Consider the following 26,369-nt stretch of genomic DNA (forward strand, 5'->3'; position numbering starts at 1 on the left):
AGCAATTGAGAAAAACCTTGGAGTCTAGAAAGTATTATCTACAAAAACAAATCATAGACGCTCTAAAGGCCAATGACAGAAATTTATACTCTCTCCTGAAATCTCAATGGGCACATCGTTTTGGAGTCGAAAGCTTGGAAGAATTGGAAAATCTAGATTTCAAACAGTTGAATCAAAACCCTAATAATTTAAATAATCCAAATATAGATAAACCAGAAGAAAATTCTTTCGATGTTGATGAACCAAATAATATCAATAATTATGATACTCAAGAAAAAGAGATCAAAACAAAAGAATCTGAGCCATCTAAGGATGGGATTGATGAATCGTTTAAGATAAAATCCTATGACATAATTAATAAAGAAAATTGTGGACACAAGGCAACTAGTTCACTCATAGACAATAAAATTAAGTCTGAGATTGAAGCTTTGATACCTTTACCACCTAAACCTAAATACAGTTATCTGAGGAAATGGTTATTAAGAAAATAATTTTAAATTGATGTGTGTTTTTTTTAATCTGAGAGTATAGACCTTTGCCCTTACTTACATCATTCCTGGCATACCCATACCACCCATACCACCCATACCACCCATACCACCCATACCACCCATACCACCCATTGGGTCTCCGCCTTCAGCGCCTGGTGCTGCTGGTGGTTCAGGTTTGTCTGCAATAACAACTTCAGTTGTTATTAAAAGTGAGGCTATTGAGACAGCATCTTGAAGAGCAAGTCGTATTACCTTTGAAGCATCTAATATTCCTGCTTCAAGTAAATCAACATACTCTCCAGTTTGTGCGTTAAAGCCTTTACCCAATCTCTTGATATCTGATACAACAACATCTCCGTTAAATCCAGCATTTATAGCTATCTGTTTCGTTGGAGCCGTCAATGCTCTTTTTATAATTTCAACTCCGGTTCTTTGATCACCTTCAAGCTTTTTGGATAAATCTTCAAGCCCTTCACTTAATTCTAAGAGAGTAGTTCCCCCCCCTGCCACGATCCCTTCCTCAATAGCTGCACGAGTTGCGTTTAGAGCATCCTCAATCCTAAGTTTTCTGTTCTTTAATTCAGTTTCAGTAGGAGCTCCAACTTTTATTACGGCTACACCTCCTGCAAGCTTAGCTATTCGCTCGTTTAACTTCTCTTGGTCATACTCAGAATCTGTTTCATCAAGCTCTCTCTTTATAGAGGCAATGCGATTAGATAATTCGGTGGTTTGACTCTCATTTGCGACAATTGTTGTGCTGTCTTTTGTAATTGTTACCCTTCTGGCTTGGCCTAGATCAGAGATTTGAACTTTTTCAAGACTCATTGCTTTGTCTTCGCTAATTAATGTGCCGCCAGTAAGCACAGCAATATCCCCTAGAGCAGCTTTTCTCCTCTCGCCAAATGAGGGTGCTCTGACTGCTGCAACTTGTAACACGCCGCGGTTTTTGTTTACTACAAGCGTAGCTAATGCCTCACCTTCTACTTCTTCGGCAAGAATTATTAAGGGTGTTCCATTCTTCTGAACAGTTTCGAGAACTGGTATGAGATCGGCGATGGATGAAATTTTTTTGTCAGTTATTAGTATTGAGGGATTCTCAAATTCACAAATTAAGCGATCTTCATCAGTAACAAAATATGGTGAACTATAACCCCTATCGAAAGCCATCCCTTCAGTGATATCTAGCTCAGTAGCTAGAGACTTGGATTCTTCAACTGTTATTACTCCATCAAAACTGACCTTATCTATTGCATCTGCAATCATTGAACCTATTTCATCGTCTCCACCAGCACTCACTGTTGCAACTTGTTTAATAGCATCACCACTGACTGATTTGCTTTTCTTTTTGAGATCATCAACGATTTGAGCTACAGCCTTTTCCATTCCCCGTCTTAATTCGATTGGGCTCGCCCCAGCTGCTGTGTTTCTCAACCCTTCTTGAACCATGAATTGAGCTAAAACTGTTGCAGTGGTTGTGCCATCCCCAGCTTTTTCTTTCGTTTTTGAAGCAACTTGTTCAATGAGCTTGGCTCCTATGTTTTCAAAAGGATCTTCAAGATCTATTTCCTTAGCGATTGTTACTCCATCATTAACGATATCTGGGGCTCCAAATTTTTTTTCAATAACTACATTTCTACCCTTAGGTCCAATTGTGACTTTTAAAGCATTGGCTAAGTTGTTTACTCCTTTTTCTAGAGCACCACGTGATTCGTCTGAAAAACTTAGAAGTTTTGCCATATTTGATTTGAATTAGTCTTAATCTCCCATAGGAAACACACATTAGGGGAGGCTAAATAAGTGGGGAAAGCCGAATCGTAATTCATAAATTATTCCCAATTTTTGCAGAAGGTAGTTAGTGTCAACATATGAATGATCCAGGGGCTTTATTTTTTATTCTCATGGCTGGCTTGGCCGGGACTATGACTTTGATTTATTTCCCTTTGAGGATATTTCTTACGGCTACGGCGAGAAGCAGAAGACTAAAATTACTGCAAAGGATAAGAAGATTGAGAGATGAATTAGGTCAGCCCATACAAAATTGAAATCAGCTCAACTCATAACCATTCCACCATCAACTTGAATTGTCTGGCCTGTTATGTAAGCTGCTGATGGATCTGCTGCTAGAAATCTCACCGCTCCTGCAACGTCCTCAGGGTTTCCGAATCGTCCAAGCGGAATAGCAGAAAGAATTGATTTGGCGTTTAGATCTTTTGTCATATCAGTTGAGATAAAACCTGGTGCGACCGCATTGACAGTAATTCCCCTGCTTGCAAACTCTTTAGCAGCACTTTGTGTAAGACCTACTACTCCTGCCTTGGCTGCTGAATAATTTGCTTGCCCTGGGTTGCCCATCAACCCCACCACAGAGGTTATGTTGATAATCCTTCCTTTTTTTTGCTTCAACATTTGCCTAGAGACAGCTCTTGTACAATAAAAAACACCACTCAAGTTAATATCTAAAACTTTCTGCCAATCGTTAGTTTTCATTCTCATTAGAAGTCCATCTTTAGTTATCCCTGCGTTGTTGACCAAAACATCAATTTTATTATTTTTTTCCAAAACTGTTTTGATTAATTCATTTACCGAGTTTTCATCAGAAATATCAGCTTGAAGAGGGTATGCCTTCCCTCCAAAAGAGCTTATTTCTGATACCACTTTATTTGCATTCTCCAAAGATGAAGAATAATTGATGATTACTTCTGCGCCCTCTTTTGCTAAAAGAATTGCAATAGCCTTACCAATACCCCTGCTGGCTCCAGTAACAATTGCAGTCTGACCTTCAAGTAATTTTGATAATGTCATAATTTTATGGTTTTAAAATTGTTAGAATCGAATACTTGTTTTATTTAACTTACTATTGAGTCATTTGTTTTTTGAAAAGATTTTAAGCTAAGACACTAAAAATAGTCATTTTTACTTTCGAATATATTAAATGGATAATCAATAGAGAGGAATTAGTTGTGCATTTGTTAATTGCTGCTGCAGGAAGTGGGAATCGAATGGGTGCTGATAGAAATAAACTCCTTTTGAAGGTCGCAGGTAAAACGGTTTTAGAGTGGACTTTGAAGGCAGCTTTCGACTCTAAAACAATTACTTGGATTGGAATTATAGGGCAACCTAAAGACAAAAACTCAATATGCTCAATTTTTGATAACTCAGTAAAGTCAATACAATGGATTAATGGGGGATCAACAAGACAGCAGTCAGTTCAGTTGGGATTAGCGGCCCTTCCAAGTGATGCTCAGTCTGTGCTGATTCATGATGGAGCAAGATGCTTGGTGAAATCATTTGTATTCGATGAAATTTCCAAGATTGTTTCCAAGGGCCAAGCTGTTATTGCCGCGTCAAAAGTAACGGACACAATTAAAAAAGTTGATAAAGATGGTGAGATTATTGAGAGCCCTCCTCGCTCAGATTTGTGGTCTGCTCAGACACCTCAGGGGTTTCCCGTAAACAAACTGAAGCATGCACATAGTGAAGCAATTGCAAAAGGATGGGATGTCACCGATGATGCATCCTTATTTGAACGCTTGGAATTACCAGTGAAAATATATGATGCTGGACCTTCGAATATTAAAGTGACAACTCCATTTGATCTTGTAATAGCAGAGTCTTTATTGTCTACTTTAAAAGACTAAGACTCCCTAAGTCGCCATCTAAGATAGCTTGCCTACCTAGTGGAAGTGATGCATTCCCACAGCAATGTCCAATTGGCAAATTTGAAACAATTGGGATTTTAAGATCTTTTGTTCGATCTTTGAAAATATCAAGAAGCTCAAACGTCTTGGTTCCCTCGACGTCTGGCTCGTTATCACAATAAGTAAACGAGCCAAAACCTAGGCCAGACAGCTGTTGTAAAACTCCAGCCAATCTTAAGTGAGTTAGCATTCTGTCAATTCTATACGGAGCCTCTCCTATGTCTTCGATGATTAGTATTGATTTGTTGAAATTTGGTAGATGTTGAGTCCCTATCAAGTGAGTGAGTACGGTGAGGTTGCCAACTATTAGGTGCCCCTTTGAGATGCCGCCTCCCCATGGATCTCCATAAATATCTGGTACAGTGTTTCCAAACAAAATTGATTTAAGTCTGTTTTTACTCCAGTCTGGTTCGGAACCCAAGGTTGTAATAAGGGGACCATGAACTCCTCCCTGAAACCCACCTGCGAGCCGTGCAAGAAGTATTGAAGTTAAATCAGAAAATCCAATCAACCAGCCTTCTCTCCATGGTTGTGTTTTTTCAAGCAATCTCGCCGATCCCCATCCACCTCTAGCAAAAGCTAAAAGAGGGTAATGATTATTTGAGTGTAAGTTATTGAATCTAACTTCATCATTTCCTGCTAAATACCCCCATGATCTATCTACTGCATCTAAATCGTTGCATATTAAACCCCATCCCTCAAGGACTTTTATGCCGGATAGTAGATCTTCATTTTTACTTATTGGCGAACTTGCGGCAACTATGTGGAAAAGATCGCCTTTTTTTAGAGGGGCAGTCATTTGCGAATATCGCTAAAGAGATTGATTAAATAAGCTTGCTTAACACCATGCCGAAAAGTAACAAGCTGCCAATTCGAACTTGATTGCTGAAATGCGAACCTGAACTTTTAATACCTTTTGGTTTTGAATTTAATAATATAACCTCTCTTTGCATTGCCAATGATGCTATCAACCAAAAAGGCCAAAACGTTAATCCTAAATTTGCTTTGAAAGCACCAATAGCTAAAAGGAGACAGGTTGAAAAGTAGCAAAAAGAAACGGTTTTTATTGACCCTTTACCAAGACTGATTGCACTACTGTTTAGACCAATTAATTTGTCATCAGTCTCGTCGGCCATCGCGTAAACAGTATCAAAGCCAAAAGTCCAAAATATTGTTGCAAGCCAACATGAAAACAATGGTAACCCTCCTGCTAATGAGGATTCACTTGCTGCCCAGGGAATCAGAACTGAAAATCCCCAGCAAATTGAGAGAATAAGTTGGGGAAATTTAAACCATCTTTTTGCTGATGGATAAAGAAGAATAAAAGGTAATGAAATTGTTGCAAGTTGAAGGCATAAATCTCTACTTTCTGTCGGAATATATAGAACTACGATAAGACTAAAAAACAACATTGAAATTAGTAGTATCCATGCAGCCTTTAGAGATACCTTTCCATTAGCCAATGGACGTTCTTTTGTCCTTCTCACCTTCTTGTCAAATTGTCTGTCCCAAATATCATTTGCGATACATCCAGCACCACTTACAAATAATCCACCTAAAATTACTAATCCCAAAATAAATATGGATGGGGGAGCTGAGGGGGCGAACCAAAGAGACCAGCCAGCTGGAATTAGAAGTATCAATCTTCCGCTGGGTTTATTCCATCTAAGAAGTTGAAAATAATATCTCATTTTTTTGTAAGAAGATTACTCGCGAAAATTTAAATTGATAATCATTTATAAGGCCTTCTCAATGGGGTGCTGAGAGTGTCAGAGTATTGAGGTTAAACCTACTAATATATGTTAGGTGACTCAATAGATAATTCCTCTAAACGGAATATTATCGAATTGGATCTTGGGGAAAATCAAGATACTGAGTTATGCCGTGTGGCAACAATAGATATTGGCACTAACTCAACGCATCTCTTAATTGCAAAGCTTGAGCCAAAATTAAATACTTTTAGTATTGAGCTTGCTGAGAAATCAACAACAAGACTTGGGGAGAGAGATCCTGATACTGGAGAACTTACATCAATTGCTATGACTAGGGCATTCGCAACATTAAAGAGATTTAAGGATTTATCAGAAAGCTATAAAGTTGAAAGCCTTCTTATTGCTGCTACAAGTGCGGTTCGAGAAGCACCAAATGGAAAAATCTTTATATCTGAGATAAAAAAGAAGATAGGCTTAAATGTTGAATTAATAAGCGGAGCAGAGGAAGCAAGATTGATTTATCTGGGTGTCCTTTCCGGGATGCAATTTGGGAATAAACCCCATTTGGTTCTTGATATTGGAGGAGGTTCGACAGAATTAATCCTTGCTGATAGGTCTGAGGCAAGAGCATTAACAAGTACAAAGATTGGAGCGGTAAGATTACAAAGAGAATTTATTAAAAAAGATCCTATATCTTCGCAGACTGAATTATTTTTAAGGTCATTTATTAGAGGCTCTATGGAGTCAGCAATTGATAAGATATTTAAGAGGATTGAAGTAGGTGAAAAGCCCGTCTTGGTTGCAACTAGTGGAACTGCTATGGCTATTGGGGAATTAATCTCTAACAAAGAAAATCATATTCAGTCAAAATTGCAAGGTTATAAAATCTCCAAAAATAATTTAGATATTATTGTAAGTCAATTAATACAAATGACACCTTCTGAAAGGAGTCATTTATCCTCATTAAGTGAAAGAAGATCTGAGATTATTGTCCCGGGGGCTTTGATTTTGCAAACGATAATGAATATGGTGAATGTTAATGAGATTGTTTTAAGTGAAAGAGCTCTTCGTGAAGGTTTGGTGGTTGATTGGATGTGTCGTAATAATTATTTAAAAGATCAGTTGGGCTTTCAAGGGTCAATAAGAGAAAGAACAGTGATACATCAATCAAGAAGATTTGGTGTTAACTCAAAACGATCAAAAAGAGTTTCGGAATTTGCTCTTGCTTTTTATGATAAGACCCGAGGGGTTTTGCATAATGATAACGGTGAAGGTAGAGATCTTTTGTGGGCAGCAGCAAGGCTTCATGCCTGTGGCAAACATATAAATATTGGAGCTTATCATAAGCATTCGTGGTATTTAATAAGGCATGGAGAGCTCTTGGGTTACTCTCAAGCTGAGCATTTGATGGTCGCGGCCATTGCTAGGTATCATAGGAAAAGTTTTCCTAAAAAAAGACATGAAGCTTGGCAATCTTTGACAGATGAAAGTCATAGAAACTTAGTAAATGATATGTCTTTACTTCTTCGCCTTTCATGCGCTTTGGATAGAAGACCAGAACCTTTGATATCAAAGATAGTGATTGAAGCTAATAATAACAAAGTGGATATAGAATTGATTCCTAATGACTTAGGTCAGAATTTAGATCTTGAGAAATGGAGTTTTAAGAAGGCACTTTTACTAATCAAAAAAGTTAAAGATGTTGATATAAATATACTTTAAAATACTTTAAAAATATATTTTTCTTTCTAATAAAAAGATGGAACTTTGCTGGCGATTATTAATTGAATCATTTTGAAAACTTTGTATATATTTTAGTGCAATTACTGAAGTAAACAATCCTAGGACTCCAGACAAAATCACAAAAACAAACGGATTGAAATGTTTTTTCTTCCTTGCATTTTTCTTTTTAATTAACATAGTCGGCTTCTCTATATTTTTTTCCTTTTCATTCAGTTCATCAAGAATAAAACTTGTATCTAAGTTCAATTTCTCAGCTATCCGTCGAACCATTGCTCTTATAAAAACCTTTTCAGGAAGTGATTGTTCATCACCTTCTTCAAGTGCGACCAATTGTTCTTTCCCAATTCTAAGTGATGAGGATAAATCCTCTATTGAAAGATTTCTCCCTTGCCTGGCTTCCCTTAGGAATTCACCAACTTTTTGTAAAGGAGATTTTTTATCTGCGATATAGGAATTATCGCTTTTGATGCCATCACTTTGTTCCAATTAAAAAACTTTGTGTTCTTAATTTTATTCTAAAGGGTTTGTAAAGTCGTATATCTCGAAAAGCAATTTATATCTATCTTTGAATACTTTTGAAATAGGTTTATTATTTATTTCACTTTAGTTATGTCTAAATAAATGAGAATGTGTGGGACTATAAAGTTTTGATCTTTTATTAGCTAGCTTTAATGTTGGACTAATTATATATAACGTTGTTCTAATTAATTTTTTTTCTCTAGATGTTTTTGCCATTTCAGTCAAAGGTATAACTTTTGTCCATTCGTCTGGCCAAGTTACTCTATAAGCAATAGCGACAGGAGTATTAGCAGGGTAATACTTTATAAGGATAGATTGAACTTCTTCTACATGTCTTGCACTTAGGTAAAGACATAAAGAAGACTGAATAGATGCTAGTTTTTGAAGGCTTTCCTCCTCTGGTTTACCTGTTCTGCCATCTGCTCTACTGAGTATTATTGTTTGTGTTAAATCTGGAATTGTTAGCTCGAATCCTAATTTTGCCGCTGTTGCTTGATAAGCACTTACTCCAGGAACTATTTCTACCTCAATACCTTCATCATTTAATCTACATATTTGTTCTGATATCGCTCCATACAAGCAAGGATCACCATCATGGAGACGGACAATTTTTTTACCCTCCCTGTGCTTTTTAATTAAGATTGAAATTATCTCCTCAAGAGTTAATGAACTTGTCTTTATTTTTTCACAATCATCTCTAACAATTTTTGTTATTTCAATAGGAATTAGAGAGTCTGTCCAAACCAAAACCTCAGCTGTTTTTAACCTTTCTTGAGCTCTGATTGTCATCAAGTCTAAAGCACCTGGACCCGCTCCGACAATAGAAATTGAACTCATTTCTTTCTCCCATTAATTAATGAAGGATCCGGAAGTGCTTTTTTTGAAATATAAATTCTCCATATTCCCAGCAAACCAGCACTTATTAAAAATAAGCTAATCAATTGTGCCATTCGGAAACCGCCTTCGCAAAAAGGCGCTGTTCCTCCTAAACAGAGAGGGTCTATTCTTAAGGCTTCTATCCAAAATCTTCCTAAGCTGTAGCCTATTAGATAAATGCAACTTAGACTGCCAGAGGGCAGTCTAAGTTCATTGTTATTTGACTTTTTAAAAAGAAAAATTAACATTCCAAAAACAAAAATATTCCATAATGATTCATAAAGAAAGGTAGGGTGAAAATAAGTCTGTGAAGAGAATATTTCAGGCCTAAATTCATAAGGTATAAATAATTTCCAAGGTAAGTTAGTAGGAATTCCAAAAGCTTCGTTGTTAAAAAAATTTCCCCATCTACCTATTGCCTGACCTAATGCAACTGAAGGAACTAAAACATCAATAACATCCCAAAAAGGTTCTTTACGCCAACGGCAAAAAAATATTACGGATAATGTGCCCACTATCAGAGCCCCATGAATTGCGATTCCTCCTCCCCATATCTCCATAGCAGTTGGTATTGGAATATTGAAATTGAAAAAATTAATTGAACTCCAGAAATTTCTACCTGTGTAGTTTTTCCATTCAAATACTACATAATAAATTCTTGCACCGATTACTGAAGCCAGAACTACAATAGGGAGTAAATCATTTATGAGATTCTTTTTTAACCCTTTTCTAGTTGCTAATTGACCAGATAGATTAAGCCCTACCAAAACTGAAATCGCTATTAACAAACCGTACCACCTAAATGAAAAAGGGCCCAGTTGAACCAACTCCGGCCCAGGTGATCTAAGCGCTATTAATATATTTTCCATCAATTATTTGAATTTATATTCCTTCTGCCGCTTGTACTTTTTCTACCTGTTTCTTTTTAAGCACAAGCATTATTTGTGATAACCCAACTCCTATAAAGAAAATAATCATTCCAATAACTCTTGCTTTACTTTGTAAAACAATTTCTTTGTCAAGTTGACCAAAACCTCCAACGTTAGGGTCTTCAGTTAATCTTGCACCTTTCTCGATAGTGTCACCTTCTTTAATTAATAATGAAGTCCCTGCAGGAAGATTTTCACTGAAACTTTCGCCTTCTTCATTGTTTAGATTAATTATTTGTGTTCCATCTTCATTAGTTTCTATTGAAGTGATTGTCCCTGAATTTGTTGCCGTGAATAAGTTATTATTGCTCTTTTCACCAGTCGGATAAACTTGACCTCTTCCTCTATTCCCTCCTACGTGAATTGAATACTTTCCAAAATTATAATTTTTGTCTTTTCTTGGATCAGGAGATAAAACAGGGAAGACAATCTCCCTGTTTTGATCTCCAGGTAAAGGACCTACTAAAAGTATATTTTCTTGTTCCTCGCTGTATTGAGTGAAGTAAACACCTTGTGTCTCTTCTTTTATTTCATCAGTCCACCTCTCTTGAGGAGCAAGCTTAAATCCATCTGGAAGCATTACAACTGCTCCAACTTGGAGAGGAACTTTGCTTCCATCAGCTCCGATTTCTTGTAAGTCCTTTTTATAAGGTATTTCTACTACTGTTTTGAAAACACTATCAGCAGCAACTGCCTGAGGCACTTCAGCTCTTGTAGGCATACTTGCTACATGACAATTAGCGCAAACAATTTTTCCCGTTGCCTCTCTGGGATTTTCAAATTTTTGTTGAGCCCAAAAAGGGTATGCCCAAGTTGGTTGAGGAATTATGAATATTGAAAACCCAATAAGAACTGAGAGGAGAAAAAGTTTTAATGAACGACTCATGGCTTTAGAAATGGTATTGAAGGTTTTTTTCATTTATTGATCAACCCCACCACGGATCAGTACCAGTTCGAAAATCAGTTTCTGTCCACTGACTTACGAGAACTTGGTCATCCTCAACTGAAACATGAGCTATTGCTAGAGATAAGGGGGCTGGACCTCTAACTACTTTTCCTGTCGAATCGTATTGACTTCCATGACATGGACACATGTATTTATTTGCTCCGCTATTCCATGGGACTACACAACCTAGGTGAGTACAAATCGCATTAATTCCGTAACTAGTAATTGCATCCTCGCCCTCGACTATTAGGTAAGTCGGATCACCTTTAAGTCCTTGCACCAAGCTTCTATCGCCAACTGGATGGGTTGATAACCAACCACTTGCACTTACATTATTGCCTAGCTCATCCTTTGCATTTGTTCCACCACTGCCGCCACCTGCCCTGTATGGGGTGAAATATTGCGCTACTGGATATAAAGCTCCTAAAGCGACACCTGTAACCGTTCCAAAGGTAAGCAGATTCATGAACTGCCTTCTGCCCATTGAGGGCACATCTGCAGTTGTCATTTGTGTCATTACAGACGTTCACCTATACACAGATATTAGACCAGAATGGACACATAAAGGGTTATTAATCTTTGCGAAGACTAGGTTTTGAAATGAGTTTTGAATTTAATTCGTCAAATTCTGGTCGTTCCTCTTCTTCAACCCCACTGGAGCCAGAAGAAGTAATGCAGTGCTTAAGAAGGCGTTGGGGCGTAACATATGATTTGAGATTGTTAATAAAAAGAGACCGAATTTATTTACAAATGATGTGGGGGTTCTTAGAACAACAATCTTTCCCACTAGATGAGGAGACCTATAAAGAAAACTTGAATCGAACCTTAGAAATTATTAATCGAGCAGGTCAATCTGATTTTGTAAGGAAATGGTTAAAAAATGTTCAGGCAAAACCAAGACTAGGCAGAGCAATCACTTTACCTTTGCCTGTGGATCCGAGGATGGATGAATTTGTCCTTTGAGATTTGTTGTTAAAGCAACTAACCCAATTCCTACAAAAAACAAAAAAGTTATCGATGTTGATAGAAGAAGCATCGTTATTGGATCAGTTGATGGAGTTAAAACAGCTCCTGCAATGGCTGAGGAAATAACAACTAATCTCCATTTAGATAACATCTTTTTCCAAGAAATTATTTCAAAGAAACCTAAAATGAATTGAAGAATTGGCAACTGGAAGGCTAACCCAGTTGAAAGCATAAGTAGAAGGACAAAATCTAAATATTTTTCTATTGACCAGATTGGCTCAACCACATCGGCGCCATAGCTTATTAAAAATCCCAAGGCTGCAGGTATCAAAGCTTTCCAGGCAAAGAAAATTCCTAAGAAAAATAAAATTGCTGAACCTGCAATTGAGGGAGCTATGAGAAGTTTCTCTTTTTTAGTTAAACCAGGAAGGATGAATTTTAAAAATTGGTAAAGGATGAATGGCAGAGAAATAGTAAGCCCGCCATAACCTGCAACTTTTATAGAAGTAAATAAAAATTCGCCAGGAGCTACCTGTAAAAATTGTATTTTTCCTGCTGGTATCTCTAATGCCTCTACAAGTTTCCTAACAAATAACAAGCAAAAACCTGATGATAGAAGAATTGCAATGAGACTCTTTAGTATCCTTTGGCGAAGTTCTTCTAGATGATCAACCAAAGGCATCTCAAGTGATTGAGATACCTCAATTGAACTCTCTTTTCCTTTTATCCTGATAGGAGGAGGAGCTTTAAAAATATTTTCTTTTTTGTTGGAGCTATTCAGGTTAATTTAGTTGATAATATTATTTTAGTAGAAAATTGACTTTTCAATCATGTAATAAATTTTTTCTAGCTATTTAAAAAAATTAGATATATAGTCTGTTGGTCATTAGTCCATAAGGGCAAATTAATTTATTTGGTTTTTGTTGGGTCAGGCAATATAAAAGGGGGGCAATCATTCAGCGATGATTCACCATAACTAGCATATTCTTTGTAGCCACCCATCTTCCCATTGGTTTTCATTAAAGCGCTGGTGAATGCCAATAAAAGGAAGACTGTTGGAGCCCCAATAATTAGTGCTGCTCCAAATGCATATCCAATTAAAAATTCAGGGAAAGAATGATTACCTAGAAACTCATGAGTCCCTAGCAAAAAGTCAATCATTTTCATCTTGTCTAATGAAATTGATATTAATTCATTGAAGTTCACTTGTGGTGGAAATATTTCTGTGCTCGCTCTGCTTTCCCCCAAATCACCTTGCCTCCTCTATGGCTAACCGTTCCAGGTAAGGCTCCTGAAATTCGTTGTAGATTTTCAATTGGGGTCATTATGATTGGAACAAGTTTGTTGCCTCGGGCCCTGCTACAAAAAGAAGCTAAATCAGCAGCTAACTGAATATCTTTTTCATCTGCAAGTCCATTTGATGATTTAAGTACAATGTGACTTCCGGGTATTTCTTGAGCATGAAACCAAATATCTCCTTTTTTCCCTTTTCTTAAACTTATTAATTCGTTTTGCCTGTTGTTAGACCCTATTTGAATCGTTAGACCGCTAGGACTTTGGATCTCTTTTATGTTTGATGAGGTTCCATTCTTTTTACTTGATTTAAATTTAAAATTATTTTTTTTGATGCAAACATATTCTTCTACTTCTTCTTTAAGTTCAATGATTGAATCTAGTTTGTTTTTCAGATCCTCATTTTTTTCGTATAGAAATGAATCAAGAAATGATTCACAGCATTGAATCTCTGATATTTTTTTCTTGTGGACATCGATTCTATCTAAAATGGAATCCCTTGATCTTTTTTTCCTTTTAGCTTCTTTGAAGAGAGTTTGAGCCTCAATTATTTGCTTTTTTGTTGGAGATTTTAAGGTCAGAAGGTTTCTTGCCTTGCTTTGCATGGCTACGTATTCAGAAATATTTTTAATTAGAGATTTCTGAACATCTAGTTTCCTGATTTCATCAACTTTTGATTTCTCGAGGTCTTGCTTTAGTTTTTCTCTAATAGAATTTATTTTTCTTTCTGCAAGCTTATTTGAATAATAGATACTAAGCTTTAGCGCTATTTTTGTATCTTGAGGATTTGATTTTATTTGCCCCCACACAATGAAATCCGTTGGGCCTTTGAAATTAATCCTGAAATTATTATTCTCAATATCTAATAGCCACTTTTTCCATTTTTTATATATTGCTTTCCATGTTTTTAATTCAATACTTGTTACTGGTTGATTTATTAGTGTAAGAGCATCGTTATAACTATTGCTTGCAATTTGTAATGTTAAAGCAGGACTTATTCCTTGATAAGTATCTTTAAGACTATTCTTGAATGTTGATGGTACTAAGCATATATTATTTTTCCATGAATTGAATGATTCAGAGTATTCAGGAGTTAATCCTTTAAGAGGTGGAGGAGATGTATAGATATCTCCTGTTCCTATTGGCCTTAATCTTGATTGACTCTCTTTTATTTTTTTTCCGAGAGTAATTACTTTACCTGTTCTGTCTAAAAGTAAAATATTACTGTGCTTACCCATAAGTTCGACTACCAATTCCTTCTCTATTTCTTCCCCAGGTCTACTAGAGAATCTAAACCTTACTATTCTTTCGAAACCATTTTGCTTTATTTCAACTAAAGCTAAGTTGACTAATAAATGTTTTAATTGTTTCGCTAATGTACTTTTTTCACCATATCTTTTTGGAGGTGGTATTGATACAATCCTAGGGGATTCAGCAAGCCAACTTATTTCTATCCATGTGAGTCTTTCAAGGGTTCTAAAACCTAATTGGACAGTATTTGAATCAATTTGCTGTGCATTTTCAAATCGACTTGGAACTATATCTTGGCTAAGTTCAAATACAACCGCTTTAAGGGTTGTTAAGTCCATTATTTGAATTGGAACTTTGTTCATCTATCATCCTTTTAATTTAATAGATAATGTAATTAACCTTTGGTAGGTAAATTAGATACCATCAATTATGTCTTGTTTAGGAAATCTTACTGTTATTACTGGCCCAAGCGGGGTAGGTAAAGGAACAATTGTAAGGAAAATCCTCGAAAGTCATAGTGATGTATGGCTTTCAATTTCTGCTACTACTCGCCAGCCAAGATCTGGAGAAATAGAGGGAGAGCATTATTTTTTCCTAAAAAAGAAACGTTTTCAAGAAATAATAGATAATGACGGTTTTTTGGAATGGGCTTCATTCTCCAACAATTTCTATGGAACTCCCAAAAAAATGGTTAAAGAAAAAATAGAAGAAGGAACTAGTGTGCTACTTGAAATTGAATTAGAGGGTGCTCGACAAATTCGTAAATCTTTTCCTGAAGCATTCCAAATATTTATAGCACCACCAAATTTATCAGAACTTGAAAAAAGAATTAGAGGGAGAGGTACCGAGACTGAAGAATCTATTAGGGATCGATTGGCGATAGCAAATAAAGAGCTTGTTGCGAAAAAAGAGTTTGACGCAGTAGTTATTAATGAAGATATAGAAAAAGCCTTCGAGGAAATTGAAGGCTTAATGGGATTAAAAACTTAAATCTATTTAATTGGCTTTTAAAAAGACATTGGGTGGAAAAGTAAGTCAGGAACGAATCTATTGAATTCAACAATGATACTTGCTGTAATAAAGATCCAAATTGTTGCTACCACTGGAGCGGATCTAAACCATTTAGTACGGAATAATTGAAACATGATTAAAAAGTCAGGTGATTTTAAAATTGATAAATAATTTTTTATCCTCTTGGACCATTAAGAGTGACATTATTGTCTTTTTCTCTAAGCTCACCATTCTTGCCCTCTCTGTTGGCTTGTAAAGGCCAGGCAGCGCCTCTTTTTAAGCATTGCCAAGCTAAATCGGTATCTATAATAATTTCGTATTCTGCAGCATTCTTTTTGCCTCTAACAGCTCTTACATATTCCCTACCTGACCAACCAATAATACCAGCTATGTATATAAACATTACTCCTGGAATGAGAAGATCTCCCTCATGACCTCTGTTAAACCATGCGCCCCAGGGCTCAATAGGAGGACCAATTATTAAATGTGGAAGTCCGTCATCGCCACATAGAGCTTTGCTATATCTTTCAAATCTTTTTATTGCCTGATCTGTGGTCGCTGCGCTTGCTCTTTCTTGGAAACGGGCATTCTCAGAACAAGATACTAGAGCAGAAGCTGTAAAATCTGTAGGAGCTCTGTCAGCATTTAGTGCTGGGCCTGGCCTAGCACTAGCCAATGGTGCTACTCCTAAGAAAAGGAATGTTGAAAGTAGAATTGATAAAAGACGACTCATGAGTTCAGATTTTTATCTGTTGCCCTGTTTTAATGGGATTTCAGTATTAAACTTAATAGATAACTAGCGATAAATGTCAATAATTTTATCCCTCGAAACAAGTTGTGACGAGTCCGCGGCAGCTTTGGTTTCTAATGAAAAAGGGAAAATTAATTTGTTGGCTAATGAAATAGCTTCACAAATTGATGAACACGCCAATTGGGGTGGGGTGGTTCCAGAAATTGCATCAAGAAGACATTTGGAAAATCTTCCATTTTTAATTGAACAAGTTTTTGCAAAATCAAAACTACACATAAAAGATATAGATGCTATCGCAGCAACTGTTACTCCAGGATTGTCAGGTTCACTTTTGGTTGGATCAATTACGGCGAGAACTTTAGCTAATTTGCATCAAATTCCATTCTTAGGAATACATCACTTAGAAGGCCATCTTTCATCAATTTATTTATCAGAAAATCATCCAGAACCTCCTTTCTTAGTCTTATTGGTAAGTGGAGGTCATACTGAATTAATCAAAGTAGATGTTCAGCATAAGTATCAACGTCTTGGTAGAAGTCATGATGATGCTGCTGGAGAAGCTTTTGATAAGGTTGCAAGACTTCTGGGACTATCTTATCCAGGAGGACCAGCTATTCAAAAAAAAGCTGAATCTGGAGATCCCAAAAAATTTTTATTGCCAAAAGGTAGAGTATCTAAGCCAGGAGGTGGTTTTTATCCATATGACTTTTCTTTTAGTGGTTTGAAAACTGCTGTTTTTCGCCAGATAGAAAAACTCAAGTCGGAAAACAAAAAATTACCAGTAGAAGATATTGCTGCGAGCTTCGAACAAGTGGTAGCTGAGGTCTTAGTCGAGAGGAGCCTGCGTTGTGCTCTTGATCAAGGTCTAAATTCTCTTGTTTTGGTTGGAGGGGTTGCGGCAAATGTGCGATTGAGGAAAATGATGCTTTCTCAAGCATCTAAAAATTCAATTAACGTTGCTCTTGCCCCCATGGAATTTTGTACTGATAATGCTGCAATGATTGGGGCGGCAGCTTTGTTAAGATTGTCATCAAATAGCACCAAAAGTTCAATGGAATTAGGTGTTTCAGCTCGATGGCCTCTGGAAAAATCCAATTTGCTTTACGATTCCAAGCCTCCTTTTTAATTAATACCTTGACGATTCAATTTTTCTCATGTCTTTAAATCAAGGGAATGAAACACACAAATCCACTAGGCCTGCGAGCTCAAGTGAAATAAATTCTTGGAAAAGAGGATTCACTCCTCAAGCTGAAATATGGAATGGTCGAATGGCGATAGCAGGTTTAATTATTGTATTGATTATTCTTCTAGGATCCAATTTTATCTAATCTAGCTAGAAAGATAGTTTAAATTAATAATAATGATTTAGGGTTAAGTTCTTTTGTCATTTTGCTTGTTTAGTAAATGCAGTTACTATCGATGGATCTTAAAAAGAGAGTCTCTGACTGGTAAAAAGACGGTAGTTTTTATCGGCTTAAATCCTTCAAATGCTAATTCATTTAAGAATGATAGGACTCTGATAAGGATAATTAATTTTTGTTCAAGATGGAATTATAAGAATATTTATATAATAAATTTATTTGGATTAATTTCAAAGTCTCCTTTAGAGTTATCAAAAAGCAAAGAACCAATTGGTAACAATAATGATTTAATTACTCTAGCGACATTACAATTTTGGCGGAAAAATATTAATTGTGATTTGTGGTTGGGCTGGGGTGATAAAGGTCAATTAAATGGACGTGATCATGACGTACTAGAAATGATTAAACATATTTCAAATTTGAAGTCCACTGAAAATAATTGTCCTAAACGTATTTTAAGTTTGGGTCTAAGTAAGAAAGGAAACCCTTTGCATCCTCTTTATATGCCTAATGAATCATTGTTAAGACCATTTGGCCAGAAATTTTAAATTGTTTTGTCAGGTGTTTTTTAAATTAGAATGTATAAACAATATAAGGATTGAAAGGGTTGCTATTGTAGAAAAATATGTAATTAAAACTATCTTATTAACTTATTTATTGTCTTAGGCAGATTTAATGGATACTCTCTTATGCCTTCATTGCTAGTTATTTATGACTCCTGAGAGGCTGGGTTTACTCTGGGGGATCACAGTTTTTTCTGGGGCTGGAGCAAGACTGTTATCAGTCATAACAGGTCTTCCTGGGGTTGTTTTGTTATTGCTATCTGGCTTGTTGATAGGGAGATCAGGTCTTGGATTGGTTGAACCATTAGATCTTGGAAAAGGGTTGGAGACAATAGTTGGTTTACTAGTAAGCCTTGTCTTATTTGATGGTGGTTTAAACCTTCGATTTCCTGGAGGTGCTATCAAGTCAATAGTTTTAAGAATTTCTTCAATTAGATTAATCATTTCATTGGCAGCTGGCTTCTTTGCTGCTCATTGGTTTTCTGGACTTGGCTGGTCAGTAGCAGGAGTTTACAGTGCAATTGTTCTTGCTACTGGACCAACTGTTGTAACTCCATTGGTTCGACAAATTCGACTTGCATCACCACTAAGTGATGTTCTTGAAGCTGAAGGTTTGATACTTGAACCTATTGGAGCAGTGCTTGCACTTTTGTTGTTAGAGCTTGTTGTTGGAGATTTGCATGGCTGGAGAGAGCTACTCTTTGGATTGCTTTCAAGGCTTGGAGGAGGAGTCTTGTTTGGATCAATTGCAGGTCTTTTGCTTTCAGAAGGATTAAAACGCTTACGATCTGAACCTTATATAGGGATCAGGTTGCAACTAACTCTTGGTGTTATCTTCTTGCTTTATGGAGTATGCGAATGGTTATTACCTGAATCAGGATTGCCTGCATCTGTTGCAGCAGGGTTTGTTGTAGGACAAAGGCCCTCTACAGAGGCGAATGAACTTGATAAATTAATCAGAGAATTAGCTCAGTTAGCAATAACTATGCTTTTCCCTTTGTTGGCAGCAGATGTCTCATGGGGGGAATTAAGCCCTTTGGGATGGGGAGGTATCACTTGCGTGCTTTTTTTGATGATTGTAGTGAGACCAATTGCTGTATGGATAGCGACCTATGGATTACCTCTTGATAATAAACAAAGATTGTTTCTTGGTTGGTTGGCTCCCCGTGGAATAGTTACTGCAGCAGTTGCTTCTTTGTTTTCCATCAGATTGGAGCAGGCAGGTGTTTTAGGAGCTGGAAAACTTCAGGGTTTAGTGTTTTTGACAATATTAATGACAGTAGGCATACAAGGTTTAACAGCTCAACCATTAGCAAAAATGTTGGGTTTATTAGATGAAGATAAAGATTTAAATGAAGCGACTAATTCGGGCTCTATCTTTACTGAGTCTTGAGAGTAGAATCCAGCTTTGAATTAAATCAGGCCCATTAAGAGTTCCAAAAAGTGCTGCTCGAAGACTTTTCATCACAAGCCCTTTCTTCACTGAGCAGCTTTTTGTAGCTTGATTGATTAAATTAAGAGCTTCATCTTTGGAAGTTAATGAAGCATTTAAGCTTTCAAGCTTTTCAACAACAAAATTTAAAATTACTTTTGCTTCTATAAGTTCCAATTGCTTCCTCCCCTCATTATTTAATTTGGGCTCTTCAAAAAAAGGTTTAGCTTGATCAACTCCATCATTTATGAGAACCATAGATGGCCCAATTAAATCTACTAGATCAATTCCCCATTCTTGACTTGGGATATGCCATCCATTCTCTTTGAATAAAGGATTTAAATTTTCTAATAGTGTTTCTGCTGACATTTCATGGATTACTTGAGAGTTTAGCCAGTTCAATTTATCCCAATCAAATTTTGCTGAGGCTTTATTAACCTTTTTAAAACTGAAAATTTCTGAGATTTCTGAGATTTTGAATCTCTCATTAATCCCCTCAGGAACAGACCAGCCAAGAAGAGTCATGTAGTTTGCCATGGCTTCAGATGTGTAACCCATTTTCTTGAATTCAGAGATTGAGGTAACACCATCTCTTTTTGAAAGTTTTTTGCCTTCAGAATTAAGAATTAAAGGAGTATGAGCGAAAATTGGAATTTTGAGATCTAGAGCCTCGTAAAGAAGAATTTGCTTTGCTGTATTAGCAAGATGATCTTCTCCCCTAATTACATGGGAAATGTTCATTGCTGAATCATCAGCCACAACAACTAAATTGTATAAGGGGTCACCAATTAAATCTGCAGGTGCTCTTCTCGCAATGACCATGTCTCCGCCTAAATCTTTACCACTCCAAGTCATTTCACCTCTAATTAAGTCATTCCATGAAATTAATTTTTGATCACTGATTTTGAATCTGATAACGGGTTCTCTTCCCTCGTCTCTATATATTGTTTCTTGCTCTGGTGTTAAATTTCTGTGCCTATTGTCATATTTAGGAGCCAAACCACTTCTCCTTTGAGATTCTCTCATTTCATCTAGTTCCTCTTCTGAGGCGTAACACTTATAGGCAACACCTTTATTGAGAAGAGTCTTTATGATTTGTTTGTGTTCTTTTATTCTTTCGCTTTGAATGGTTGGGGATTCGTCCCAGTTTATCCCTAGCCATTTGAGACCTTCATAGATATTTTTTATATATTCCTCTTTAGATCTTTCAATATCAGTGTCTTCTATTCTCAGAAGAAAAGATCCACCTTCTTTTTTTGCAAATAGCCAATTAAAAAGTGCTGTTCTAGCCGTTCCTAGATGAAGTGTTCCAGTTGGACTTGGTGCCAGTCTTACCCTAACTGTCAATGCTCTAATTCGATTTAAATACGGGACCGACGGGATTCGAACCCGCAACTTCCGCCGTGACAGGGCGGTGCTCTAACCAGTTGAACTACGGTCCCAGTTTTAGGCTTTAAAAAAGGATTCTATCTTTCAAATGAAATCCTTTGTATTGACCAAAAGAGTATCATCCTATAAATGCCATCTAGTCAACCAAAGATTAATATTGTTGACTTTAGAACTATTTTTAGATGATTTTTCATCTAGCGAACTCCCTTTGAGTTGAAGGACGCTAGTGAAATAAAACCAAAAAGTCAAATGATTTTTTTAAGGACGGAAACCAGCAGGCTCTATCAGCCTAACTTGATTACCACGAGCTGTGAACTCTCGTCCTTGGTCGCTTTGCACTACTACACGGCCACCTGATTTTACACGAATAACTCGAGCCCTGACCCAGCCTAATGCGGCTGACTCGAGAACTTTTACGACATCGCCAGGTTGAAGATCCAACTCCATTCTTTAAAAAAGTAACTGCAAAAAGGGTTTTCGAACGCGCCGTGGAGGACTTGAACCCCCGACATCAGGTTTTGGAGACCTGCGTTCTACCAACTGAACTAACGGCGCATTGTGTATACCCTTTAAGTCATTGTTGACCAATGACTTTTGATTGAGGAGGCCGAAACCTCAGCGGTCGAAGCGCTGCTTTACGCGTGTGGCTTTGCCAACTCGCTCACGCAGATAGAAAAGCTTCGCTCTTCTTACTTTACCTCGGCGTTCAACCTTAATGGATGCAACTTGAGGACTGTGAACCAGAAAAATTCTTTCAACGCCTATTCCTTGAAAAATTCGTCTTACTGTGATTGTTTGATGAATTCCGCCATGTCGCTTTGCTATTACAACACCTTCATAGGGCTGAACTCTTTCTTTATTGCCCTCACTTATGCGGACTCCAACACGAACAGTATCTCCAACATAAATATCAGGGAGATCTTTGGTTTGTTGTTCGTCTTCAAAAGCTTTAATTATTGCTGCAGGAGAGAGAGTTTTAATTGGAATTTTCCTTCCTTTAGGCTTTGTTTCAGAAGCATTTTTTACTCCAGAATCTTCTGGAGTACTTGATTCAACTTCAACTTTTACCTCTTCTGTAGAGGGTTCTTTAGAATCAACTGACATCACCAATTACTCTTGATTTGGCCGAGGTCATATTGTAACCGCTTGTTTCTCAAATTTAAAATTTTTGATGTATTGGTTCTTTAATCCCAATCTTCTCATTATTTTTGTAATAGGCATTTATTCAGCCATTGATTGATCGTTAAAGAAAAAAAAAATGAGTCTTTCAATCTTTCGTTTAATATAGAAATTTTATTAAAGAAAAGAATTTTTCCGATGAAAATGTCCCTATCCATTTGATAATTTGCGTATTATTAATTTGTTAATAACAGGCAAATTTTGTGGTTTTTACTTTTTCCTTAAACAATGAAGCTTTTCTCTGATCTCCTTCGCTCATCAAATTCAAAAATACCTGTCAATAATGGTCCTGTTATTAAACAAAGGAGAGGAGTTGAAATTAAGTCTTCAAGAGAGATAGAAATTATGCGTAAATCTAGCAAAATAGTTGCAACTGTATTGAGTGAAATTAGAGATTTGGTTAAACCAGGAATGTCTACCTTGGATCTAGATAAATATGCGGAAAAACGAATAAGAGATCATGGCGCTACGCCAAGTTTTAAAGGATACCATGGCTTCCCAGGTAGTATATGTTCAAGCGTAAATAACGAGGTTGTTCATGGAATACCAAGTAAGAAAAAAATTATTAATGATGGAGATTTGCTAAAAGTAGACACAGGCGCTTTTTATAATGGTTATCACGGAGATAGTTGTATAACTATTTGTGTAGGAAATGCTTCAGATGAAGCATTTGAACTAAGTAGAGTGGCTAAAGAAGCTCTGATGCTTGGGATAAAACAAATTAAACCACAAAATAAGCTTCTTGATATTGCAGGAGCGATTGAAGATTATGTGAAAGCAAATGGTTTCAGTGTCGTTGAAGATTATACCGGTCACGGTGTAGGAAGGAATCTTCATGAAGAACCTTCGGTATTTAATTTTAGAACTAATGATTTGCCAAATGTCAGTCTAAGAAAAGGTATGACTATTGCAGTAGAGCCCATAATAAATTTTGGGTCGAAATATTGTAAGACTCTTCGTGATGGCTGGACGGTAATTACTAAAGATGGGAATCTATCTGCTCAGTGGGAGCATACTGTACTGGTTACGGAAAACGGTTTTGAAATACTTACTGATAGAGGAGATTGATTGTCTTCGAAAGCAATCATTAGGAGTATATTTTTTTTGTAAATCTTGCATAAAATATTCTAATTAATTCAACAACTGGCATTATTAAATAGGTTATAGGATTGGGAGATACTATGATTAAGTAATCATCTTTTTCCGCTTTTTGAATTATTTTTTTTGCTACAAATTCAGGACTCAAAATTCCTTGTGGATTTAATTTTGATTTAAATGGACCTAGTATTAATTTCCTGATTATAAATTCAGACCTTTTCCCCATTAATAATTTACTTTTCTTTAGGCTTACAAGTTCGCCAATTAGACGTTTTGTTATTTCATATGCTGGGCTAAAAGCTATTTGGATCTCTGCTTCTGATGTGTTTACCCATATTTCCTTTGAAGTGAACTTATTTAAATCTTTGTTTGATATTGCTAAATCCTCAAATATTTCTATTAATCTCCAATGACTGAGTGAATTTATTTCTATTGCTTTATTTATTTCATTTGAATCAATCATTCCTTTTGGGTTGAATCCATGATTAAGTATCAAAATATCAATATTAGCAAGACTTTTTGAAAGTATTTCTTCTTTACCGCAAGACCAATAAATCCATTCGTTAGGTCTCTTGCTAAAAGATTTTTCATTGTTTTTTTTGTTGTGAGTTAAGCCAACAACATAAGCCCCTTGTGCTTTCAGCTCTTCAGTTAGAGACCTACCAAGACTCCCATTCGCCCCAGTTATGGCAATCTTTAAACCCTTAAACCTTGAGCTTTTGTACAAGTCTTTTCATTGAGTTGTCTTGATTGTATCTCCTGCGAAAAATTACGAGTTGATGGAGAGTTTTTGTCTGATGAGAACTTTGTTCAGATTAATTGTTGAGAACTTTCTCAAAAAGTCTAAACTTATAAAGTTATTAATCTCACATCAGGTCTTTAATTAATGAGCAAGACCTTTCTAATTGGATCATGTGAACCATTTAGTGGTAAATCAGCATTAGTTCTTGGCATAGCAAGAAATTTAATCGCTTCAAATCATTTGGTTAGATTTGGTAAACCCTTAGCCACAAGTCTTGAGTTAAATGTCTCTGAAAGAGGAGGCATTCAAGAGATGATTGATGATGACGTTAGGTTCGTTGGAGAGACTTTAAAACTATCTGTTGAAAATTTAATTCCCTCGATTCAATTTTTGGGTGCCTCTACTGCTAGTCAAAGGATCCAATCAAAGATCTTAGATCCTGGAATTGAATTTGATAAGTTAAAGCTATCTCTCGATTCTTCTGGTGATACTATCAATATTCTTGAGGCCGCAGGGAGTTTGCATGAGGGACTCTTGTATGGATTAAGTCTAAGTCAACTTGCTAAAGGTCTGAATGCTAAAGTATTACTCGCTCATTTTTGGCAAGATAGTAGAAGTGTTGAAGCTTTATTGGAGGCTAAAAATCAACTTGGGGATTATTTAGGTGGTGTTATCTTAAATGCTGTTAACCCTGATCAAATTAAAGATATCAAAGATAATGTAGTTCCATCACTTAAGTCACTAGGTTTAGATGTTTTTGGGGTAATGCCTAGGTCCCCTTTGTTGAGGAGTGTCACGGTTGAAGAATTGGTGAGACGTTTAAATGCTCGAGTTGTTTGTTGCTCTGACAGGCTTGAGTTGATGGTAGAAACATTGAGCATAGGTGCGATGAGTGTTAATTCTGCAATGGAATTTTTTCGAAGAAGGCGTAATATGGCAGTAGTTACTGGTGCTGATCGAACGGATATCCAATTAGCGGCTTTAGAAGCTTCTACTCAATGTCTAATTTTGACAGGTGCTGGTGAACCACTACCACAATTAATCAATAGATCCGAAGAGTTAGATGTGCCATTGCTAAAAGTTGATAGAGATACACTCTCAACAGTTGAAGTTATTGAGCAAGCATTTGGCCATGTTCGTCTTCATGAAACAGTCAAAGCTACTTATGCTTTTCGGTTAGTTCAAGAACATTGTGACCTTGATCGAATCTTTAAAACTTTAGGAATTTCTTTTTGACTTCATGAATAGTGCTAACTTTAAATTATCTGAATTAGGATGTCCTTGAGTCGATCACTCGATCTTCCAGCATTGGGACGAGTTGACACTCTCGCTCAGGAATTGGCCTTGTTAAAAAACGAGGGAAAAAGAAGGATTGCTTTTTTAGGGAGTAGGCATGTGCCAGTTGTTTCGATTCACATAGTCGAATTAATAGCACGGTCTTTGGCTCAGGAGGGACATTCGATAATTACATCAGGTTCACAAGGGGTCAATGCGGCAGTAATTAGAGCCGTTTTAGATGTTAACCCCTCTCTCTTAACTGTTTTATTGCCTCAATCTCTCGATAGGCAGACTGCAGAGGTAAAGGATCTTCTTGGGAGCGTTTTACACTTAATAGAAAAAGAAGAAAATAATGATTTACCTTTGCCAATGGCAAGTAGTCTTTGTAATCAAGAAATTATTAATAGATGTGATCAATTGATTTGTTTCGCATTCCATGACAGTGAAACATTATTGAGTAGTTGTCATAGTGCTGAAGATATGGGAAAGATTGTCAGCCTTATGTTTTTTGATTAATTTAAAATAAAAGACAATGATTTATTTTTAGTTATTTTTCAAACCTGTAAAATATCTTTTAAATATATTTATAAGCAATTTTTCTTTTTGATAATAAAATGGTGGTAACAAATTGAAGTTTTTATGCCTTCTTCTTATTCTTTTGATGTAGTCTCAGAATTTGATCACCAGGAATTAGTAAATGCTATTGATCAATTGAGAAGAGAAGTTGATCAACGATATGATCTTAAAGATTCAAAGACTAAAATAGATCTTAAAGAAAATGAATTATCTATTGTTTCTATTAGTGAGATGACTATTCAATCTGTAAAGGATATTTTATTGCAGAAGGCTACGAAAAGAAATTTATCATTAAAAATTTTCGATTTCCAAAAGATTGAAATAATTGGTGGAAATATGGTATTGCAAAACGTTTTATTAAGGAAAGGATTGTCTCAAGAAATTGCAAAGAAACTAAGTAAATTAGTTCGAGATAATATAAAGAAAGTTTCTGCTTCAATACAAGGAGAAAGTTTGAGAATAACTGGTAAAAGCAAAGATGATTTGCAAACTGCAATTAATTTACTCAAGAAAGAGGAAGATGATCTGGAAATAGCTCTTCAATTTGAAAATTATAGATAGTAAA

32 protein-coding genes and 2 tRNA genes are annotated in these 26,369 nt (G+C 36.3%); 14 read left to right on the forward strand and 20 right to left on the reverse strand.

Annotated elements, in window-relative coordinates; all coding sequences use genetic code 11:
• Nucleotides 1-17 precede the first annotated feature (17 nt).
• Nucleotides 18-491: a hypothetical protein gene (locus AC6EIY_RS10390; protein WP_498506809.1), complete on the forward strand. Its 474-nt coding sequence runs from the start codon at nt 18-20 to the stop codon at nt 489-491.
• A gap of 54 nt (nt 492-545) precedes the next feature.
• On the opposite strand, the gene groL is transcribed toward AC6EIY_RS10390, so the two are convergent.
• Nucleotides 546-2,228, reverse strand: a complete 1,683-nt coding sequence (groL, locus tag AC6EIY_RS10395) for a chaperonin GroEL (protein ID WP_498506810.1) — start codon at nt 2,226-2,228, stop codon at nt 546-548.
• A gap of 128 nt (nt 2,229-2,356) precedes the next feature.
• Here groL and AC6EIY_RS10400 point away from each other — a divergent pair, with 128 nt between their 5' ends.
• Entirely contained in the window at nt 2,357-2,533 is a 177-nt protein-coding gene (locus AC6EIY_RS10400) for a hypothetical protein (protein ID WP_158466132.1), read from the forward strand.
• A 7-nt stretch (nt 2,534-2,540) separates the two neighbouring features.
• Here AC6EIY_RS10400 and fabG read toward each other — a convergent pair whose 3' ends face one another.
• Nucleotides 2,541-3,293: a 3-oxoacyl-[acyl-carrier-protein] reductase gene (gene fabG, locus AC6EIY_RS10405; RefSeq protein ID WP_498506811.1), complete on the reverse strand. Its 753-nt coding sequence runs from the start codon at nt 3,291-3,293 to the stop codon at nt 2,541-2,543.
• A gap of 158 nt (nt 3,294-3,451) precedes the next feature.
• On the opposite strand from fabG, the gene ispD reads away from it, so the two are divergent.
• Nucleotides 3,452-4,129, forward strand: a complete 678-nt coding sequence (gene ispD, locus AC6EIY_RS10410) for a 2-C-methyl-D-erythritol 4-phosphate cytidylyltransferase (RefSeq protein WP_498506812.1) — start codon at nt 3,452-3,454, stop codon at nt 4,127-4,129.
• Here ispD and AC6EIY_RS10415 read toward each other — a convergent pair.
• Both AC6EIY_RS10415 and AC6EIY_RS10420 read right to left on the reverse strand, forming a co-directional pair.
• Nucleotides 4,113-4,988 (reverse strand): S66 peptidase family protein, encoded by an 876-nt coding sequence (locus AC6EIY_RS10415; RefSeq protein ID WP_498506813.1) that lies wholly within the window; start codon nt 4,986-4,988, stop codon nt 4,113-4,115. The genes ispD and AC6EIY_RS10415 overlap by 17 nt on opposite strands.
• A 25-nt stretch (nt 4,989-5,013) precedes the next feature.
• Nucleotides 5,014-5,880: a 4-hydroxybenzoate polyprenyltransferase gene (locus tag AC6EIY_RS10420; RefSeq protein ID WP_498506814.1), complete on the reverse strand. Its 867-nt coding sequence runs from the start codon at nt 5,878-5,880 to the stop codon at nt 5,014-5,016.
• Between the two features lie 108 nt (nt 5,881-5,988).
• Between AC6EIY_RS10420 and AC6EIY_RS10425 the strand changes: the two genes are divergently transcribed.
• Entirely contained in the window at nt 5,989-7,623 is a 1,635-nt protein-coding gene (locus tag AC6EIY_RS10425) for a Ppx/GppA phosphatase family protein (RefSeq protein WP_498506815.1), read from the forward strand.
• Between the two features lie 6 nt (nt 7,624-7,629).
• Here the strand turns inward: AC6EIY_RS10425 and AC6EIY_RS10430 are convergent, their stop codons facing one another.
• The 5 genes from AC6EIY_RS10430 to petC all read right to left on the reverse strand — a co-directional run bounded on the left by AC6EIY_RS10430 (nt 7,630) and on the right by petC (nt 11,431).
• Complete coding sequence (locus AC6EIY_RS10430; RefSeq protein WP_498506816.1) at nt 7,630-8,130, reverse strand: helix-turn-helix domain-containing protein; 501 nt, start codon at nt 8,128-8,130, stop codon at nt 7,630-7,632.
• Between the two features lie 117 nt (nt 8,131-8,247).
• The gene (gene cobM, locus AC6EIY_RS10435) at nt 8,248-9,000 is read right to left on the reverse strand and encodes a precorrin-4 C(11)-methyltransferase (protein WP_498506817.1); all 753 of its coding nucleotides are present in this window, start codon (nt 8,998-9,000) and stop codon (nt 8,248-8,250) included.
• The gene (gene lgt, locus AC6EIY_RS10440) at nt 8,997-9,908 is read right to left on the reverse strand and encodes a prolipoprotein diacylglyceryl transferase (RefSeq protein WP_498506818.1); all 912 of its coding nucleotides are present in this window, start codon (nt 9,906-9,908) and stop codon (nt 8,997-8,999) included. The genes cobM and lgt overlap by 4 nt, the downstream gene beginning before the upstream one ends.
• Before the next feature lie 13 nt (nt 9,909-9,921).
• On the reverse strand, nt 9,922-10,887 hold the full coding sequence (petA, locus tag AC6EIY_RS10445) for a cytochrome f (protein ID WP_498506819.1): 966 nt from the start codon (nt 10,885-10,887) through the stop codon (nt 9,922-9,924).
• 7 nt (nt 10,888-10,894) lie between these two features.
• On the reverse strand, nt 10,895-11,431 hold the full coding sequence (gene petC, locus AC6EIY_RS10450; protein WP_498506820.1) for a cytochrome b6-f complex iron-sulfur subunit: 537 nt from the start codon (nt 11,429-11,431) through the stop codon (nt 10,895-10,897).
• 83 nt (nt 11,432-11,514) lie between these two features.
• Here petC and AC6EIY_RS10455 point away from each other — a divergent pair, with 83 nt between their 5' ends.
• Nucleotides 11,515-11,877 (forward strand): DUF3067 family protein, encoded by a 363-nt coding sequence (locus AC6EIY_RS10455; protein ID WP_498506821.1) that lies wholly within the window; start codon nt 11,515-11,517, stop codon nt 11,875-11,877.
• On the opposite strand, the gene tatC is transcribed toward AC6EIY_RS10455, so the two are convergent.
• From tatC to AC6EIY_RS10470, 3 genes are all read right to left on the reverse strand, one after another.
• The gene (gene tatC, locus AC6EIY_RS10460) at nt 11,828-12,562 is read right to left on the reverse strand and encodes a twin-arginine translocase subunit TatC (protein WP_498506823.1); all 735 of its coding nucleotides are present in this window, start codon (nt 12,560-12,562) and stop codon (nt 11,828-11,830) included. The genes AC6EIY_RS10455 and tatC overlap by 50 nt on opposite strands.
• Nucleotides 12,563-12,789: 227 nt before the next feature.
• Nucleotides 12,790-13,041, reverse strand: a complete 252-nt coding sequence (locus AC6EIY_RS10465; protein ID WP_498462311.1) for a hypothetical protein — start codon at nt 13,039-13,041, stop codon at nt 12,790-12,792.
• Nucleotides 13,042-13,082: 41 nt separating this feature from the next.
• A complete protein-coding gene (locus AC6EIY_RS10470) occupies nt 13,083-14,786 on the reverse strand; it encodes an Rqc2 family fibronectin-binding protein (RefSeq protein ID WP_498506824.1) in 1,704 nt (567 codons plus the stop codon).
• A gap of 67 nt (nt 14,787-14,853) precedes the next feature.
• Between AC6EIY_RS10470 and gmk the strand changes: the two genes are divergently transcribed.
• Complete coding sequence (gene gmk / locus AC6EIY_RS10475) at nt 14,854-15,414, forward strand: guanylate kinase (protein ID WP_498506825.1); 561 nt, start codon at nt 14,854-14,856, stop codon at nt 15,412-15,414.
• Between the two features lie 17 nt (nt 15,415-15,431).
• Here the strand turns inward: gmk and psaJ are convergent, their stop codons facing one another.
• Nucleotides 15,432-15,569 (reverse strand): photosystem I reaction center subunit IX, encoded by a 138-nt coding sequence (psaJ, locus tag AC6EIY_RS10480; protein ID WP_498462314.1) that lies wholly within the window; start codon nt 15,567-15,569, stop codon nt 15,432-15,434.
• A 41-nt stretch (nt 15,570-15,610) separates the two neighbouring features.
• Nucleotides 15,611-16,168 carry a Photosystem I reaction center subunit III gene (locus AC6EIY_RS10485; RefSeq protein WP_498506826.1) on the reverse strand — a complete coding sequence of 186 codons (558 nt, stop codon included), beginning with the start codon at nt 16,166-16,168 and terminating at the stop codon, nt 15,611-15,613.
• Nucleotides 16,169-16,241: 73 nt separating this feature from the next.
• On the opposite strand from AC6EIY_RS10485, the gene tsaD reads away from it, so the two are divergent.
• From tsaD to AC6EIY_RS10505, 4 genes are all read left to right on the forward strand, one after another.
• A complete protein-coding gene (tsaD, locus tag AC6EIY_RS10490) occupies nt 16,242-17,312 on the forward strand; it encodes a tRNA (adenosine(37)-N6)-threonylcarbamoyltransferase complex transferase subunit TsaD (protein ID WP_498506827.1) in 1,071 nt (356 codons plus the stop codon).
• Between the two features lie 28 nt (nt 17,313-17,340).
• Nucleotides 17,341-17,514 carry a high light inducible protein gene (locus AC6EIY_RS10495; RefSeq protein WP_498506828.1) on the forward strand — a complete coding sequence of 58 codons (174 nt, stop codon included), beginning with the start codon at nt 17,341-17,343 and terminating at the stop codon, nt 17,512-17,514.
• A 53-nt stretch (nt 17,515-17,567) separates the two neighbouring features.
• Nucleotides 17,568-18,095, forward strand: a complete 528-nt coding sequence (locus AC6EIY_RS10500) for a DUF1643 domain-containing protein (protein ID WP_498506829.1) — start codon at nt 17,568-17,570, stop codon at nt 18,093-18,095.
• Nucleotides 18,096-18,258: 163 nt separating this feature from the next.
• Nucleotides 18,259-19,503: a cation:proton antiporter gene (locus AC6EIY_RS10505; RefSeq protein WP_498506830.1), complete on the forward strand. Its 1,245-nt coding sequence runs from the start codon at nt 18,259-18,261 to the stop codon at nt 19,501-19,503.
• On the opposite strand, the gene gltX is transcribed toward AC6EIY_RS10505, so the two are convergent.
• From gltX to rplS, 5 genes are all read right to left on the reverse strand, one after another.
• Nucleotides 19,459-20,889, reverse strand: a complete 1,431-nt coding sequence (gltX, locus tag AC6EIY_RS10510; RefSeq protein WP_498506831.1) for a glutamate--tRNA ligase — start codon at nt 20,887-20,889, stop codon at nt 19,459-19,461. The two genes, AC6EIY_RS10505 and gltX, sit on opposite strands and share 45 nt — an antisense overlap.
• A 21-nt stretch (nt 20,890-20,910) precedes the next feature.
• Nucleotides 20,911-20,984: transfer RNA gene (locus tag AC6EIY_RS10515), tRNA-Asp, on the reverse strand.
• Nucleotides 20,985-21,189: 205 nt separating this feature from the next.
• Nucleotides 21,190-21,378 carry an SH3 domain-containing protein gene (locus AC6EIY_RS10520; RefSeq protein ID WP_006043540.1) on the reverse strand — a complete coding sequence of 63 codons (189 nt, stop codon included), beginning with the start codon at nt 21,376-21,378 and terminating at the stop codon, nt 21,190-21,192.
• Nucleotides 21,379-21,413: 35 nt separating this feature from the next.
• Nucleotides 21,414-21,486, reverse strand: a tRNA-Trp gene (locus tag AC6EIY_RS10525).
• 60 nt (nt 21,487-21,546) lie between these two features.
• Complete coding sequence (gene rplS, locus AC6EIY_RS10530; RefSeq protein WP_498506832.1) at nt 21,547-22,035, reverse strand: 50S ribosomal protein L19; 489 nt, start codon at nt 22,033-22,035, stop codon at nt 21,547-21,549.
• Nucleotides 22,036-22,338: 303 nt separating this feature from the next.
• Between rplS and map the strand changes: the two genes are divergently transcribed.
• A complete protein-coding gene (gene map, locus AC6EIY_RS10535; protein WP_498506833.1) occupies nt 22,339-23,178 on the forward strand; it encodes a type I methionyl aminopeptidase in 840 nt (279 codons plus the stop codon).
• A gap of 19 nt (nt 23,179-23,197) precedes the next feature.
• Here the strand turns inward: map and AC6EIY_RS10540 are convergent, their stop codons facing one another.
• Nucleotides 23,198-23,935 (reverse strand): SDR family oxidoreductase, encoded by a 738-nt coding sequence (locus AC6EIY_RS10540; protein WP_498506834.1) that lies wholly within the window; start codon nt 23,933-23,935, stop codon nt 23,198-23,200.
• 159 nt (nt 23,936-24,094) lie between these two features.
• Between AC6EIY_RS10540 and AC6EIY_RS10545 the strand changes: the two genes are divergently transcribed.
• The 3 genes from AC6EIY_RS10545 (at nt 24,095) to AC6EIY_RS10555 (ending at nt 26,365) form a co-directional block, all read left to right on the forward strand.
• Nucleotides 24,095-25,186, forward strand: coding sequence for a phosphotransacetylase family protein (locus AC6EIY_RS10545; RefSeq protein WP_498506835.1), 1,092 nt, complete (start codon nt 24,095-24,097; stop codon nt 25,184-25,186).
• 39 nt (nt 25,187-25,225) lie between these two features.
• Entirely contained in the window at nt 25,226-25,744 is a 519-nt protein-coding gene (locus AC6EIY_RS10550) for a DNA recombination-mediator protein A (protein ID WP_413682807.1), read from the forward strand.
• A 123-nt stretch (nt 25,745-25,867) separates the two neighbouring features.
• Nucleotides 25,868-26,365, forward strand: coding sequence for a YajQ family cyclic di-GMP-binding protein (locus AC6EIY_RS10555; protein ID WP_498506836.1), 498 nt, complete (start codon nt 25,868-25,870; stop codon nt 26,363-26,365).
• Nucleotides 26,366-26,369 lie beyond the last annotated feature (4 nt).

It is taken from the genome of Prochlorococcus sp. MIT2304, from assembly GCF_059772405.1.